This window comes from Neptunitalea chrysea (assembly GCF_027924145.1).
GTDB classification, from domain to species: domain Bacteria; phylum Bacteroidota; class Bacteroidia; order Flavobacteriales; family Flavobacteriaceae; genus Neptunitalea; species Neptunitalea chrysea.
The window spans coordinates 117,379-132,930 of record NZ_BRVP01000001.1; the positions used below are offsets into that span (position 1 = coordinate 117,379).

The 15,552-nt window shown below is 35.5% G+C and carries 10 protein-coding genes and 3 tRNA genes; 6 read left to right on the top strand and 7 right to left on the bottom strand.

What is annotated here, in order from left to right; genetic code table 11:
• Positions 1 to 2: 2 nt before the first annotated feature.
• Entirely contained in the window at positions 3 to 1,787 is a 1,785-nt protein-coding gene (sppA, locus tag NBRC110019_RS00480) for a signal peptide peptidase SppA (protein WP_281751217.1), read from the bottom strand.
• 74 nt (positions 1,788 to 1,861) lie between these two features.
• On the opposite strand from sppA, the gene folK reads away from it, so the two are divergent.
• Positions 1,862 to 2,992, top strand: coding sequence for a 2-amino-4-hydroxy-6-hydroxymethyldihydropteridine diphosphokinase (gene folK, locus NBRC110019_RS00485; RefSeq protein WP_281751219.1), 1,131 nt, complete (start codon positions 1,862 to 1,864; stop codon positions 2,990 to 2,992).
• A 29-nt stretch (positions 2,993 to 3,021) separates the two neighbouring features.
• On the opposite strand, the gene NBRC110019_RS00490 is transcribed toward folK, so the two are convergent.
• Entirely contained in the window at positions 3,022 to 3,552 is a 531-nt protein-coding gene (locus NBRC110019_RS00490) for an RNA methyltransferase (RefSeq protein WP_281751221.1), read from the bottom strand.
• 92 nt (positions 3,553 to 3,644) lie between these two features.
• Positions 3,645 to 4,109, bottom strand: coding sequence for a DUF1573 domain-containing protein (locus NBRC110019_RS00495; RefSeq protein WP_281751223.1), 465 nt, complete (start codon positions 4,107 to 4,109; stop codon positions 3,645 to 3,647).
• A gap of 191 nt (positions 4,110 to 4,300) precedes the next feature.
• Between NBRC110019_RS00495 and mutS the strand changes: the two genes are divergently transcribed.
• The 5 genes from mutS (at position 4,301) to NBRC110019_RS00520 (ending at position 8,539) form a co-directional block, all read left to right on the top strand.
• Positions 4,301 to 6,874, top strand: a complete 2,574-nt coding sequence (mutS, locus tag NBRC110019_RS00500; protein ID WP_281751225.1) for a DNA mismatch repair protein MutS — start codon at positions 4,301 to 4,303, stop codon at positions 6,872 to 6,874.
• A 122-nt stretch (positions 6,875 to 6,996) separates the two neighbouring features.
• Positions 6,997 to 7,069 (top strand) — tRNA-Gly (locus NBRC110019_RS00505).
• Between the two features lie 15 nt (positions 7,070 to 7,084).
• A tRNA-Leu gene (locus NBRC110019_RS00510) sits at positions 7,085 to 7,170 on the top strand.
• 89 nt (positions 7,171 to 7,259) lie between these two features.
• A tRNA-Leu gene (locus NBRC110019_RS00515) sits at positions 7,260 to 7,345 on the top strand.
• A gap of 528 nt (positions 7,346 to 7,873) precedes the next feature.
• Complete coding sequence (locus NBRC110019_RS00520; RefSeq protein WP_281751227.1) at positions 7,874 to 8,539, top strand: hypothetical protein; 666 nt, start codon at positions 7,874 to 7,876, stop codon at positions 8,537 to 8,539.
• A gap of 107 nt (positions 8,540 to 8,646) precedes the next feature.
• On the opposite strand, the gene NBRC110019_RS00525 is transcribed toward NBRC110019_RS00520, so the two are convergent.
• The 4 genes from NBRC110019_RS00525 to NBRC110019_RS00540 all read right to left on the bottom strand — a co-directional run bounded on the left by NBRC110019_RS00525 (position 8,647) and on the right by NBRC110019_RS00540 (position 15,506).
• Positions 8,647 to 10,869, bottom strand: coding sequence for an ATP-binding protein (locus tag NBRC110019_RS00525; RefSeq protein ID WP_281751230.1), 2,223 nt, complete (start codon positions 10,867 to 10,869; stop codon positions 8,647 to 8,649).
• Positions 10,870 to 11,019: 150 nt separating this feature from the next.
• Positions 11,020 to 11,883, bottom strand: coding sequence for a hypothetical protein (locus NBRC110019_RS00530; protein ID WP_281751232.1), 864 nt, complete (start codon positions 11,881 to 11,883; stop codon positions 11,020 to 11,022).
• Between the two features lie 139 nt (positions 11,884 to 12,022).
• Positions 12,023 to 13,783, bottom strand: a complete 1,761-nt coding sequence (locus NBRC110019_RS00535; RefSeq protein ID WP_281751234.1) for an ABC transporter ATP-binding protein — start codon at positions 13,781 to 13,783, stop codon at positions 12,023 to 12,025.
• Positions 13,773 to 15,506 (bottom strand): ABC transporter ATP-binding protein, encoded by a 1,734-nt coding sequence (locus NBRC110019_RS00540; protein WP_281751236.1) that lies wholly within the window; start codon positions 15,504 to 15,506, stop codon positions 13,773 to 13,775. Before NBRC110019_RS00540 ends, NBRC110019_RS00535 begins: the two co-directional genes overlap by 11 nt.
• Positions 15,507 to 15,552 lie beyond the last annotated feature (46 nt).

The window sequence follows — 15,552 nt, forward strand, 5'->3', positions numbered from 1 at the left end:
ACTTACTGTATCTCTATTTCGAAAGGTAATCTTGCTTGTATACCTTTAGCTTGTTGTAAGGTATTCAATTTTTTTAATATTTCATAAGTTTCTGTACCAAGCTCTTTTTTAAGTTGTTCTTCAGTAGATAAGCTTAGACTAGCACTTTCGTTGGAAAAACGTCTAATTAAATCGTTGATATCGCCATCGTATTCAGGGTAGGTTACAATACTATAATCTGTAATATTCTTGTCTGTAGCTAATGCTTCAATAGTTTCTTTTAGCCCACCAATTTCATCTACTAATCCTTTTTTAAGAGCATCATTTCCGCTCCATACTCTACCTCTTGCTACTGCATCTACTTCATCAAATGTCATGTGTCTGCCTTCGGCAACTTTAGATACAAAGTTGTTGTAAAAAGTTTCAATACCTTCTTTTACTTCGGCTCTTTTGTTTTCAGTTAAACCATTGAAAAGGCTATATCCGTTAGACGCTTTATGGGTGCCTATCTGCTCAGAATGGATTCCCCATTTGTTAGCAAGTTCTTTAATGTTTGGTAAAATGCCAAAAACACCTATAGATCCTGTAATCGTATTAGGTTCAGCAAATATTTTTTCGGCACTACAAGAAATATAATAACCTCCTGAAGCAGCATAATTTCCCATAGAAACATAAACCGGTTTTACATTTTCTGTTAGTTCTACTTCTCTCCAAATAATGTCAGATGCCAGTGCACTACCTCCAGGAGAATTTACTCTTAAAATAACACCTTCAATATCGTCATCTTCTCTCGCTTCTTTTAAGGCCTTAATCATTATATCTTGTCCAATAATGGTATTAGAACCTTCACCGTACATGATTTCGCCTTGCGCAAAAATAATGGCTATTTTTCCCGGGTTGGGATTTAAAAATAATTTGGTAGCTACCTGATCTGCATAGTCATAAATGTTTACATATTCTAAATCATCATCTGTACTTGTTTCAGTAACCTTTTTAAGGAGGTCTATATATTGATCATGATAATATGCGTTGTCAATAATATGATTTTTTACAGCTAGAGTAGCAGTTCTGGCAGCTAAATTATCGGTAATAGTATTTAAGTTTTCTAAAGCAATATTTCTAGAATTTGCAATGTCTTCAGAAATAGTAGTCCATACAGAATTTAGTAGCTCCGTCATTTGTTCACGGTTAGCATCACTCATCGAGTTTTGTAAATATGGCTCTACAGCACTTTTATATTTTCCATGACGTATTACTTCTAGTTTAATACCAGTTTGATCCTGAAAATCTTTGTAAAATAAAATTTCAGCCCCTAGTCCTTTAAGTTCTAGATTTCCAACAGGATTTAAAAAAACAGAATCGGCAACAGAGCTTAGGTAATATTCTTTTTGCGTATAATTATCTCCATAGCTGTAAATAAATTTCCCGTTACTTTTAAAGTCGGCTAAGGCATCTCTTATGGCTTTGGTAGTAGCTATGCCCCCTTGTAAATCTTTAGAGTTTTTAATACTGATTCCTTTAATTTTATCATCAGTTTTGGCATATTCAATGGCATTAAGAATGTCATAAAGACCAGAGTGATCATCGTAATTAAAATATTCCATTCCCGGAAAATTATAGGTGCCACCATGATCGTTAATCGGTTTGGTAAGGTCTAATTCCAATATGCTATTGTCTTTTACAATAAGCGTCTCTTTTTCGCTGCTAGCGCTTGTAAAAGAGATGATTATAAGGAAAAATAAAAAAACAAAACCAGATGCTATAAAGAATCCTAATATAGATGCTAATAAATTTCTTAAAAATGCCATGTGAAATCTGTTATTAAAAATACGGGCAAAGATAAAATTTTGTCCTTAGTTTTTGTTTATTTTTGCCTTTGATTATGAAAAAGCGTTCAAAGGTTTACATTGCTATAGGTAGCAATATTGGGAATAAGTTACAGTATTTACAAAATTCTTTAAGTCGTATATCAGCCGAAATAGGTACTGTTGTATCGGTTTCTCCGGTTTTTGAAACACCGGCTTGGGGATTTGATGGTAATGATTTCTACAATGCTTGTATTTCTGTAGAAACTTTTGAGTTGCCCGAAACAGTTTTGGCAAAGCTTTTGGCTATTGAAAGTTGTTTAGGTCGCATGCGTAACGGTGCTGAAGGTTACCAAAGCAGAACAATAGATTTAGATATAATCTTTTATGAAGATGAGGTAATTACCACCGAAACACTTCAGGTGCCGCATCCGCAAATGCAGTTGCGTAAGTTTGTTTTGGCTCCCTTAGCAGCTATGGCTCCAGGTAAAATTCATCCTGTATTTAATAAAACCACACAAGAGCTTTTATATCAGTGTGAAGATAAAAGTGACTGCATAAATGTGGGGAACTTATTGCAATTGCCTAGCCGTAAAGAGCTTTTTTCTAAGTACAATTATATTGCTGTAGAAGGAAATATTGGGGCTGGTAAAACTACGTTGGCTACTAAAATATCGGACGATTTTAATGGTAAACTTATTTTAGAACGTTTTGCCGATAATCCGTTTTTACCTAAGTTTTATGAAGATAATGCACGCTATGCGTTTCCTCTTGAAATGTCTTTTTTGGCAGATAGGTATCAGCAAATTTCAGACGACTTGGCGCAGTACGATTTGTTTAAAGATTTTGTGGTGTCTGATTATGATGTGTTTAAATCGTTAATTTTTGCTAAGGTTACTTTACAAAAAGAGGAGTTTAGTCTGTATCGTAAGTTATTTACCATTATGCACAAGGAAATGATAAAGCCAGATTTATACATTTACTTGCATCAGAATACTCAAGGGCTTTTAGCGAATATTAAAAAGCGTGGCAGAATGTACGAACAGAAAATACCTGCCAGTTATCTTGAAAAGATAAATGAAGGGTATGCTGAGTTTATGCGTTCGCAAAACAACTTAAATGTTCTTGTGATAGATGTATCGGATAAGGACTTTGTGGAAAATCCTGAAGATTACGAGTTTATCCTAGATGAAATAGCTAAGTACTAAAGCAGTTTAACAGGAAGCTTAGTTTCTTCTTATGATTTTATTTTAGAAAATAAGTCCCAAAGTACAACACCAGCACTCACCGAAATATTTAAGGAATGCTTGGTTCCAAATTGAGGGATTTCTATAACGCTATCACAGGCAGATACTACTGGTTGTGCTACACCTTTAACTTCGTTCCCGAAAACTACCGCATATTTTTTATGAGCCTCTGGTGTAAACGTATCTAACATTGTAGCATTTTCTGCTTGCTCAATGGCGAGTGTAATAACGCCTTCTTGTTTCAAGGCTTCAATCAGTTCAAGGGTATCTTCTTTATGTTCCCATGCTACACTGTCTGTAGCGCCCAAAGCAGTTTTATGAATGTCTTTGTTAGGTGGCGTAGCGGTAATGCCACATAAGTAAATCTTTTCTATTAAAAAGGCATCTGAAGTTCTAAAAACAGAACCAATATTATTTAAACTTCTAATGTTGTCTAACACTACTATAAGAGGCGTCTTATTACTTTCTTTAAAAGTTTGAACATCAATACGGTTTAACTCACTGTTTTTTAATTTTCTCATAGAAATAGATATTGTTGTTATATGGTATTCATAAAAAAAACTTCCTCTTACTAGTAAGAGGAAGTTTTTTTAAAGTAGTGGTCTACTTTTAATTATCTTTTTTGTTCCGCAGTTGGAGCAGGAGCATTCGGATCTGGTTTAACAGTTCCTGTAATTCTAACTTTTTTAATGTTATTGTCTACTGCATTAGAAGTAACAGTAACAATTTTAGTAAAATGCCCTGGTCTGTTAGTAGCATACTTAACAGAAATTACACCAGACTCACCAGGAGCAAAAGGCTTGTTTAATGGAGCTGTAGGAACAGTACATCCACAAGAACCTTTAACTTTAGTAAGAACTAAAGGAGAATTACCTGTATTTGTAAACTTAAATTCTCTAACTCCGTCACCTTTGTACTCAACAGTTCCATAATCAATAGTTTCTTTGTCAAAAGTGATTTTTGGCCCGTCTTGAGGTACAGCTGCTTCTTTAGTGGCAGGTGTCTCTTTTGCTGTTTGAGCGTAAGTAGCTGTTAAGCTAAAAAATGCAACGCTACAAAGTAATATTAATTTTTTCATATCAATAGTATTGAGTTTGTTGGTCAAATATATAAAATACCGTGCCAAAGAATAAATTTTGCAAGTATTATTTTATTTTTTTTAACAGTTCTACCAGCAATTTTAATTCATTAACTTCGCATTTTTAGGTTAATTTATAAAAAAGAGAAGATTTGTCGGCAAAATCCAGTGCAAAAAAGGAGACCCCTTTAATGAAGCAATATAATCAGATTAAAACAAAATATCCTGATGCAATGTTGCTTTTTCGCGTAGGCGATTTCTATGAAACCTTTGGAGCAGATGCAGTAAAGGCATCTGCCATTCTAGGAATTGTATTAACTAGTAGGAATAACGGAAGTGAGCGTTCTGAGCTGGCAGGTTTTCCGCATCATTCCTTAAATACGTATTTGCCTAAACTGGTAAAGGCTGGGCAACGTGTTGCTATCTGCGATCAGTTAGAAGATCCTAAGCAAACTAAAACCATTGTAAAAAGAGGGGTGACCGAGTTGGTAACTCCCGGGGTAGCGCTAAACGATGATATTTTACATGCTAAAACCAATAACTTTTTAGGAGCTGTATCGTTTGGGAAAACATTTACCGGGGTTGCTTTTTTAGATGTGTCTACCGGGGAGTTTTTAACGGCTCAGGGAAACAATGAGTATATAGATAAGTTGTTACAAAACTTTTTGCCTAGCGAATTATTAGTTTCTAAGAAACATAAAAAGCAGTTTGCAGAAACCTTCGGAACCGATTTTCATACCTATTTTCAGGAAGATTGGATTTATCAGGAAGATTATGCGAAGGAAACGCTTACAGGGCATTTTAAAACCAATTCGCTTAAAGGGTTTGGAGTGGCACATTTAAATGAGGGTGTTTTAGCTTCTGGTGCCGTACTACATTATTTAGGCGAAACGCAGCATAATCAATTACAGCATATTACGGCATTAACACGTATTGCGGAAGATGAGTATGTGTGGATGGATCGCTTTACCATTCGTAACTTAGAGCTGTATAATGCCAATGCTTCTAATGCGGTTACCTTGTTAGATGTTATAGATAAAACAATCTCTGCTATGGGAGGGCGTATGCTAAAACGTTGGTTGGCGTTGCCGCTTAAAAATTCCGATAGAATAATCGAGCGTCATGAGGTGGTGAAGTTTCTGCTAGAAAATCCGCCACTACTGCAAAAAATACAACACCAAATAAAACAAATAGCCGATTTAGAACGCTTGATTTCTAAAGTGGCTACCGGAAGAATATCGCCACGCGAGGTGGTGCAGTTAAAAAATAGTTTAGAGGCAGTGATACCTGTTAAGTCTATTGCCTTACAAGCCAGTGATGAAGCGTTGAAGGTTATTGGGGATAAACTACACGACTGTGAGTTGCTTCGTGGCAAGATTAAGGAGATGATTAATGAGGAGGCTCCAGTGAATATTTTAAAAGGAAATACGATTGCTGAAGGTTTTTCTGAAGAGCTGGACGAATACAGAAGACTTGCCTTTTCAGGCAAAGATTATTTGGATCAGATGTTGCAACGCGAAACGGAACGTACGGGGATTCCATCTTTAAAAATTGCCAGTAACAATGTTTTTGGGTATTACATAGAGGTTAGAAATACGCATAAAGATAAAGTGCCGGAAGAATGGACGCGTAAGCAAACTTTAGTAAATGCCGAACGCTATATAACAGAAGAATTAAAGGAATACGAAGCTAAAATATTAGGGGCTGAAGAAAAAATTGGGGTGTTAGAGCAACAACTATTTCAGAAACTAGTAGAGTGGTTGCAAGGTTACATTTCGCAGGTACAAACCAATGCAGTACTTATTGCACAGTTAGATTGTTTGTGTGGTTTTGCGCAATTAGCAAAAGAAAACAAGTATACACAACCACTATTAGACGATTCCTTTACGCTAAATATTAAAAATGGACGTCACCCAGTGATTGAAAAACAATTGCCTATTGGTGAGCCCTATATTGCCAACGATGTGTATTTAGATCGTGAGCAGCAGCAAATAATTATGATTACGGGGCCCAACATGAGTGGTAAGTCGGCAATATTACGTCAGACTGCTTTAATTGTGTTGTTGGCACAGATAGGATCCTTTGTGCCCGCAGATGAGGTAGCTATGGGCTTGGTAGATAAAATATTTACCAGAGTAGGTGCTAGTGATAATATTTCTATGGGAGAGTCTACCTTTATGGTAGAGATGAACGAAACGGCTTCTATTTTAAATAATATGTCAGAACGTAGTTTGGTATTGTTAGATGAGATTGGTAGAGGTACCAGTACGTATGATGGTATTTCTATAGCCTGGGCTATCTCTGAGTATTTGCATGAGCACCCTGCTAAAGCAAAAACTTTGTTTGCTACGCACTATCATGAGTTAAATGAAATGACCAATACGTTTAACCGTATTCGTAATTTTAATGTAGCTGTAAAAGAAACTAAAGACAATGTATTGTTTTTACGTAAATTGGTAGCGGGAGGAAGTGAGCATAGTTTTGGTATTCATGTAGCTAAAATGGCCGGAATGCCACAACAGGTAATTAAACGTGCTAATAAAATATTAAAGCAGTTAGAGAAATCGCACGCAGGAGAACAAACCAAAGAAACCATTGCCAGATTGGAAGATGAAATGCAGTTGAGCATTTTTAATTTAGACGATCCGTTATTAATGGAGATAAAAGAAGAAATATTACATACCGATATAGATACGTTAACCCCTGTAGAAGCTTTAATGAAGCTGAATGAAATTAAGCGAATGTTGGTAAAGAAAACCAAGTGATTTATTGATTTTTAAGGGGTTGTGAAAAAATATATTTTTTTTGCTACAAAAAACTTTGACGTTGCTATAAATGTATTATATTTGCATCCGCAATCAAGAATTGCAAACGCTCTTAAAAATATGCGAAAATAGCTCAGCTGGTAGAGCGCAACCTTGCCAAGGTTGAGGTCGCGGGTTCGAACCCCGTTTTTCGCTCATGTAATGTATAACGCTCGAGTGGTGGAATTGGTAGACACGCTGGACTTAAAATCCAGTGATCAGTAATGGTCGTGCGGGTTCAAGTCCCGCCTCGAGTACAAAAAAGCCTTGTCGGTTTTGACGAGGCTTTTTTTCTATTTTAAAGCAGCTTTTTAAAAGAGGTTATACATTTATATATACAATATTCGCTCGAGTGGTGGAATTGGTAGACACGCTGGACTTAAAATCCAGTGATCAGTAATGGTCGTGCGGGTTCAAGTCCCGCCTCGAGTACAAAAGCCTTATCATTTTTTTGATAAGGTTTTTTTGTTTTCTTTCTCCTTACGTATTTATATGTTTAGAATACTGTTAAATAGGTATTTATGATTATACCCCGTATAGGGTATGTATTCGTTTTAATAAAATTGGAATTTTGAGAAGTACGTAATTCACAATCGATTTTGTAGCTACAGTGAATTGTTTACAAAGGTGTTTCCGAAAAGCCTTAAATAGAGTAGGACTCAATTTTCTAAAACTTTTTATTATGACAGATGTAATGGTATGAGCGTATACTCCTTATACTTCCGATATTTCAAGTGAGGCATCAGCGGCCTTTAAAACAGCATTAAAAGATTTTGTAGGGGTAACCTATACTCCGGTAGCGGTATCATCGCAAGTGGTTCATGGTGTTAATTACAAGTTTTTCTGTAATACGTCAACTCCTGAGTTTGTGATGGGAGAAGGGGCTGCCATTGTAAGCATTTTTGCTTTAAACGGTTCGGCGCATATTACTCATATTCAAACGCTTTAAACTGAATTATTATGCAAGGAATCCCGATTGCCGTTAAGAACGTTACGGTCTATGCGTATTTTAATCCGTTAGAGCCGTTAGAAGAAGTGATTCTTACAGGAGCCACAGGAACGTATACCGTTGGAACTTTAATGACCAGCGTATTTTACAATTTAGACTTGAATGCCGATGGGAAGTTTCAGAATCCTTTAAGTATTCACGGTGCCTATTATGCGGTATGTGAAACAGCTGATGGAAAAACCATAAAAACAGAATGGATGTATTGTATAGATAATTCTTTAGCAGCAAAATTCGGTCGTACCGTTACATTAGGAAAACCTGCTACTGAAGATGTGCTGCATACCAGTATAGGATTAGGTATGATAGACCCATCTGATTATATCAGATTAACTCCGTTAGCAGGTATCACCGTAAGTCAGAGATTTCCTGGGATAACTCCATTATCCAGAACTATTATTATGAATGGCGAGGGGTATGTTATCACTACTCGTTTTGGAACACCGCATTTAATGGGTATTGAGGTAGATAGTGGAGATCGTGTTTCCAGCTTAGTGCTAGGGGCGCAAAATATTTCTATAACGGCAAAAACACCTTCAGGAGATACTCATACGCAGTTTGGTTTAACAACCATTTCGGCAGGCGAACCGGCTATCTTTTTAAAATTACTTGAGGCTTGATTTAAAATGCATTTAATAATAACTTGTTAAAGTTAACCTCGGCATTGTTTGTGGCGGGGTTAATTTTTTTGAATTATTGTTGTCTATTATTTTTATTGTCTTCGTGATTACTCTCCTAAGTATTGCTCTAATAATATCTGTAACTTTTCAAAAATAACTGGCTTCGTAAGGAAGTCATCCAAACCTTCGGTAAAGGCAAGTTTTCGGTCTTCTTCAAAAGCAGAGGCAGTTACCGCTATAATAGGAATAGGGGTGTCTTTGTATTTTTGGGTAGCTTTAATTTGTTTAGTAGCTTCAATACCATTTAATAAGGGCATTTGAATATCCATAAGCATAAGCTCATAATCGTTACTTAGATATTCATCTAAAGCTTCTTTCCCATTATGGGTAATAGTATATGCTACCTGTAGCTTGGATAGCATACGTTGCAATACCATTTGATTTATTTTGTTATCCTCGGCTATTAAAATACGATTGCCTTTCAGTTTGTCTAATTTGGTATTGTTAGCTGTTGTATGTGTCAGGGAAGTAGGTATATGGGCCACCTCAAAGCTTAGTTCAAAGTAAAACTTGGTTCCTTGGTTAGGGGTGCTTTCTAAGTGTAATGTACCTCCCATAAGTTGTACTAGCTCATTACTAATGGTAAGTCCTAATCCGGTACCACCATATTTTCTAGTGGTAGAAATATCGTTTTGTACAAAGGCTTCAAAAAGGCGCTTTTGCTGATCTTTTTCTATTCCAATACCGGTGTCTTTTACTGTAAATCGTACTACCGTATGGGTGTCTGTTTTCGCTACCTTTTTAACTACAAGACTTACACTACCTATGTGGGTAAATTTAATGGCATTACTTACAATGTTTAGCAATACCTGTTGTAAACGCAACACATCTCCTTTAAGTTGTTTTGGGATGCTTTTATCTATTTTGGTTTTAAAAGCGATGTTTTTTTCCTTAACCTGATGTTTAAAAATACCTTCAATGTTTTTAAATACACTATTTAGTTGAAAGGTATTGTTTTCAATAGTCATTTTACCTTCTTCCAGTTTGGAGTAATCCAGAATCATGTTCACCAGTTCTAGCAGGTGGTTAGCAGAGTAATTGGCTAGTTGAATGTTTTTCTTTTGTTCATCGCTTAAAGGTTCCATTTCAATAATCTGCAACATACCAATAATACCATTAAGAGGGGTGCGTATTTCATGACTCATATTGGCTAAAAATCGAGCTTTGTAGTGAACGTTTCGATCTGCTTTTTCCTTTTCTTCATTAAGCCTTACAATGGTTTTATTTAAGGTTTCCTTCATAAGTTGAAAATTAGAGAACAGTCTCCGTATTTCAATTGCCGAAAGCTTAAATTTAGGTGCCGGAAGCGAGTTATTAGGATTGTTTAGAAAGTCATTTTGAATGTAATACCTAAATCGATCATTAATAAGTTTAATATCGTGGGTAAGTGTTTTTACTAAATAAGTGCTGGCAAAAATAGCGATGATTCCAATAAAAATGGTTTGAATTATCAGGTAGTTGGAGTTGGTTTTATTCAACTGCATCATTTTGTCGGCCGTGATGCTTTTAATGTTTACCAAGTTATTGTTAATCTGGTCGTGCAGTTTTTTTACATCATTAATAAGTCCTGTTTCATTGTAAAACCCTAACAGATTGCTTTTTTCTACGTACTCATTAAAGGTAGTGTGGTAGGTGTTTAACAGTTCTAGTGTTTGAGCGTCGTTTTTAAACTGTTTCTCAATTTCAGTAATAAGAAAGTTGAATCTTTCTTGATAAATATGTTCGCCACGAAGCATAAAATCTTTTTCATGTCTTCTTAGCTGTAGTATAACATCTTTTGGTATTACGTCAAGGCGCTCTATTTTATGAGCAGCTTCTCGCATGCTCCCTTCAGTACCATAATCTTTAAAGCCTCTTAGTTGTATTGCTTTTCTGGTGTCCCAGGCTAAGGTAATTAACTTCTGGTAGTTATTGTTTGCTGTTTTAATAGAATCTTGAATAGCAATACTCAGATTTTTAGAATCTCCTTTTAAATAGGACAATGCTTTTTGATTTATCTGGAGATTATTAAGGTAGGTATCTATGTTAGGTTGTGTATTACGAGTGTAAAAAGAAGGATCTTTATACCCTGCTAAAATAAAGTTCTGATAGTTGATGAAATTTTCTGAAAATCGGTTTTGTGTCTTAGATAGCTTAATAGAAAATACAGAAACCTTATTAGTTTCTTTATCGGTACGTAAATACAAAAATAACCATAAGGCAAGAATTAATGCCAAATAAATAAAAGACTGCCAGATCTGAAAGGCTAAGTTTTTAGTATGTATTTTCAAAATATTGGGGGCTATCAGAAATTGAAATTACGGCTATAGGCTTAAATGTACGTTAGTTCATTATAAAAAAAAGGTTAAGATATTAAACGCTCTAAATTTATCTCGAAATAGACATATAATTCTTAATAAAGGCATCGTGAACTTACTCTATTACTTTACTAAAAATTTTGTTTTCACATAATAAGAGGATACAAAATAGTACCCTATACAGGTTATTAGTACAAAGGTTAGTAACGAGAGCTCTAACCAAAATTCCATTGGATGTATCCAAATTTCTTTAAATACATTCCATCGTCCTAAAATTTCTACAAAGTTCCAGAATATGATTACTGTAGGAACTGCATATCTAATAGCATAATCAAACTTTTTAATCTTTACCAAGGTTCTTATTAAATAGGCAGACCAAAGTAAAGAGCCAAATGCGGTGATATACGTTACAGGGTGTTTGTCTCCTGCAATATCAGAATCGTACACTGTTAATAGCACCAGATAAAAAGTCCATAATATCATAATGGTTTCTATAAAGGTAACCAAAGCAATCGGTTTGCTTTTCTCTTTTGATTTTAAGCTTTTTTTAATGCCAATTTGTTTTTGTATCCAATTAAAAAATTGGCATTTGTTATATGAAAATACGTAGAACAAGAAAAATGTACCCAGCAATCCCAAACTTGAAGGCATTATAAGATATTCGGGTTTAGTAACTACGGTTCCGTTTTCTGTTAGCGGAAGTGTACCAATTTTTTCTGCAATCCATACAAATGAAAATTCAATCCACCCGGTCCAAACTAAAATGCCTGCTAGTAACCCTAGTAAAGTAGCGGTCGACTTTTTTTTATCTACCGAAAAACCTGATCTAAGAGCAATGACTCCTAAAAGCCCAATACAAAAGGCTCCTGTGTATTTATAGTCTAGAAGTAATTGTTGGTTTAACACCATAAGGGCGTGACCTATAGGCATAAACAATAACACAATTATAAAAGAAAATATGCCTGTTTTGTATTGTTGAAGTCTCATATTATTATTTAGATTTATTCTAAACAAAAATATACAGAAATAGCTTAGTTTTCAATAAACACTATCGAGTGTTTAACTACCAATGATATTTGTCAGGTGTATAAAAAAACTATACCGAAAACTAATGATGTATAGCTTCTTACGAATTTCTTTTGTCTTGCATTAGTTTAGTAACCGCTTCTTCCAAAGATCCGGCAGGTTCTACCTGTTTGTTGTTAATAAAGAAAATCTCATCGGCACTTTCAATGGTGTTTAAACGATGTGCAATAATAATGAGGGTGGTCTCTTTAGGAAGTTTTTTTAAGATTTTATCTAATAGCTGTTCTGTTACCGTATCAATATTTGCGGTGGCTTCGTCTAGTATTAGTAAATTGGGGTTGCGCAATACAGCACGCATAAAGGCAATTACTTGCTTTTGCCCTAAGCTGATACTGCTATCATCTTCAACTTCGGTTTGTAAGCCCTTGTTGAATAAGCTTAACAGTTCCTCTAATCCTGAGTTATGCAATAGTTTAATAAGCTCTTCATCAGAAGTATTTTCATAAGATGAATTTCCATAAAGAATATTATCTTTTACTGTACCACTAAACAGAAAAGGTTCTTGTAAAATAAATCCGATTTTATGAGTGCGTTCTTTTGTGGTGTAGCTTTTTAAATTTTTTCCATTTAGATAAATAGTACCCGATGTTGGGTCAAACAATCGGGCAATTAATGACGCTGTAGTTGTTTTACCTCCACCGGTAGGCCCCACCAGCGCATAGGTTTTTCCTTTTTCAAGATTAAAGTTAATATCGTGTAACACCTCTTTACCTTCAGGGTATGAAAAATGTACTTTCTCAAAACTCAATACAGCGTTTTTATGTTGAGGTGTATTGGTGATTTCTACTATGGCAAGGTCACTCTCCAGATTTAAAATTTGAGAAATACGATCCCAGCCAGCCATAGCCAGTTGAAAGTTGGTCCATAAGGCAGCTATTTGCTGTAAAGGATTATAGAAGCTTTGTGCGTAGGCTATGTAGCTCACTAAGAGTCCAACCGTGAAATTGCCTGCTATTATTAAACTAATACCATACACCAACACAATAAGCTGTGCAAAATTGGCACCTAATCCGTATACCGGAACAAACAGATTGTTAGCAAGTCCGGCCTTGATAGAGGCATCATAATTTTCGTTATTTACTTTCGAAAAACGTGATCTGAAATAATCTCTTCTATTGAAAGCAATAACTACTTTAAAGTTGCTAAGACTTTCTTGTACTTCAGCACTTAAATTTCCGGTAGTTTTTAAACTAATGGCGTTTCGTTTTTTAATCCATGGCGAAACAATTAGCGTAAAAGCAAATATACACACCCCAGGAATAAGGGTAGCAGCCCCCAACTGAATATGAATTACCAGTAAACATACTCCGGCACCAATCATAATAGCCATATTGCCTATAAACTGCATTAATGATTGCGAGAAGAACTGGTTAATTTTATCGGTATCGTTATTTACACGAGAGATAATATCTCCTGTTTTATTCTGATTAAAGAACCCAATAGGAAGTTCTTGTAGTTTGTTAAATAAAGCGTTACGTAAGGTGTATAGCATGCGTTGCCCAATAGAACCCATTACTTTAGTTTGGAAGTACTGCGTACCACTGGCTACCAAATACGTGGCTAAAACCGCAGCAGCATAATACAATAAACTTTTATAATCTCCGGTAGTAACGGCATTATCTACTGCATATCCTACTAATAAAGGAGCTATTAATTTAGAAGCAGCGTTGATAATAATGATAAAGAATGCCCACCACAAATTTTTCTTTTCATGCGGAATAAGCTTGAATAATTTATTTAAAGCACGGACATTAGAAGTCTTTTTCTGTTGCTCAAAAAGCTGATCTAAATTATAGTTCATACGTACTGGTGCTTTGTTGTGAATTAAATATTTGTACATATTCCGGACTGCTATGTAGTAGCTCTTCGTGTGTTCCGGTGGCTAATAATTCGCCTTCCATTAGCAGAATGATACGGTCATAATCTAACACCGCATTAATTTTCTGGGTAACCGATACTAAGGTAATCTCAGGATAATTAACCCTTAGGTTGTGCCAAATTCGTTGTTCGGTTTGTGTATCTACACGTGCTGTAAAATCATCTAAAAATAAAATCTTAGGATTCTGAGCCAAGGCTCTAGCTAGCATAATTCGTTGCTTTTGTCCGCCTGATAACGTTGTACCGCGTTCGGCAATATTGGTGTCTAATCCGTCTGGTAGTTCTTTAATAAAGTCGGCCAGTTCTGCAGTGTCTATCGCCTTTTGTAAATCGGTATCCTTTACTGTATTGCTAAATGCAATGTTTTCTCTAATGGTCATATTAAACAATACACTGTCCTGAAATACCAATCCAATTTGCATGTAGAATTTAGTAGACTTGTAGGTTTCTATAGTATCACCATCATATAAAACAGTTCCCGAATTTTGTGAAAGCAAGCCGGTAAGTATATTTAGTAATTGCGTTTTTCCGGCAGCAGTAGGCCCAATAATAGCGACTCTTTCTGCTGGTTGTATGGTAAAACCAACATTTTTTAATATGGGTTTTTGGTCATACGTTAGGTTAAGATTACTCACGGTAATACGTCCGGTTAAAGGACTCGTTTTACTGCCTTTATATTCGGTGTCTTCGGCATCTAATACCTCTTTGATGCGAATATATGAAGCTGTTGCCTGTGCAATAATATTACTTGTAAACCCAATCACCAAAATAGGGAATATTAACAGGGCTAAATAACTTCTAAAAGCAGCAAAATCTCCTAGAGTCATATCACCTTCAATAACATAATGTCCACCCAAAACCAAGATAACCAAATTTGCCATATTGGCTACAAAGATGATAATTGGGATAAGGGCTGCAAACAATCGTAAAATAGAAAGACCCAAATCACGTGCGCGTGCATTCACCTCCATAAATTTATGATACTCCTGCTGTTGCGAGTTTACCACGCGTATTAATGCCGCGCCAATAATACTCTCGTTAATAGTTTTATTTAGACGATCTATTACCGATCGACTCTCGGTATACAATACTTTTACTTTTTTAAGTACCAGAAAAAAGGCAACTCCAATCACCGGGATAATAGCGATAACGGTTAGCGCCAGTTTCCAATCGATACTTAACAATAAAATGCTCCCTCCAATAATTACAAAAACCGAAGAAAACATAGATACCACGGCTTGAGAAACAAATAGTTTAATGGCATCGATATCTGAAGTAAAGTTGGTTAATAGTTTAGACGGGTTCGCCTTTTGTACAAATGCATGACTCTGCCTAGATATTTTATCGGATAACTGATTGCGTAAATCACGGGCTACTTTTTCAGACGTAAAGGTTTGTAAAACACTTTGTAAATAAGTGAACACAAAAATAACCCCTGCAACCCAACCAAAGGTTTTTATAATGGTATTGGCAGAAAAGGTGTTGTTGCTAAAAGAATCGATACCGTCTCCAATAATCTTCGGGATCCATAAATTTAATCCGTTACTTAATAAGGCAAACAGAATGAGCAGTATAACCAAACCTCTATACGGTTTTAATATTTTAAAAATATTAGGCTTTTTGGTTTTTGGCGTTGTTGGTTTCACTTTACTAATTTAAAAAGGGAGGTATATTAAATAAACTGCTAAGATA

Bases quoted from the DNA above. Each gene is read 5' to 3' on its own strand.
- folK (WP_281751219.1), top strand. From the start codon at position 1,862: ATGAAAAAGCGTTCAAAGGTTTACATTGCTATAGGTAGCAATATTGGG.
- sppA (WP_281751217.1), bottom strand. From the start codon at position 1,787: ATGGCATTTTTAAGAAATTTATTAGCATCTATATTAGGATTCTTTATA.
- NBRC110019_RS00530 (WP_281751232.1), bottom strand. From the start codon at position 11,883: ATGAGACTTCAACAATACAAAACAGGCATATTTTCTTTTATAATTGTG.
- NBRC110019_RS00490 (WP_281751221.1), bottom strand. From the start codon at position 3,552: ATGAGAAAATTAAAAAACAGTGAGTTAAACCGTATTGATGTTCAAACT.
- NBRC110019_RS00520 (WP_281751227.1), top strand. From the start codon at position 7,874: ATGCAAGGAATCCCGATTGCCGTTAAGAACGTTACGGTCTATGCGTAT.
- mutS (WP_281751225.1), top strand. From the start codon at position 4,301: ATGAAGCAATATAATCAGATTAAAACAAAATATCCTGATGCAATGTTG.
- NBRC110019_RS00535 (WP_281751234.1), bottom strand. From the start codon at position 13,783: ATGAACTATAATTTAGATCAGCTTTTTGAGCAACAGAAAAAGACTTCT.
- NBRC110019_RS00495 (WP_281751223.1), bottom strand. From the start codon at position 4,109: ATGAAAAAATTAATATTACTTTGTAGCGTTGCATTTTTTAGCTTAACA.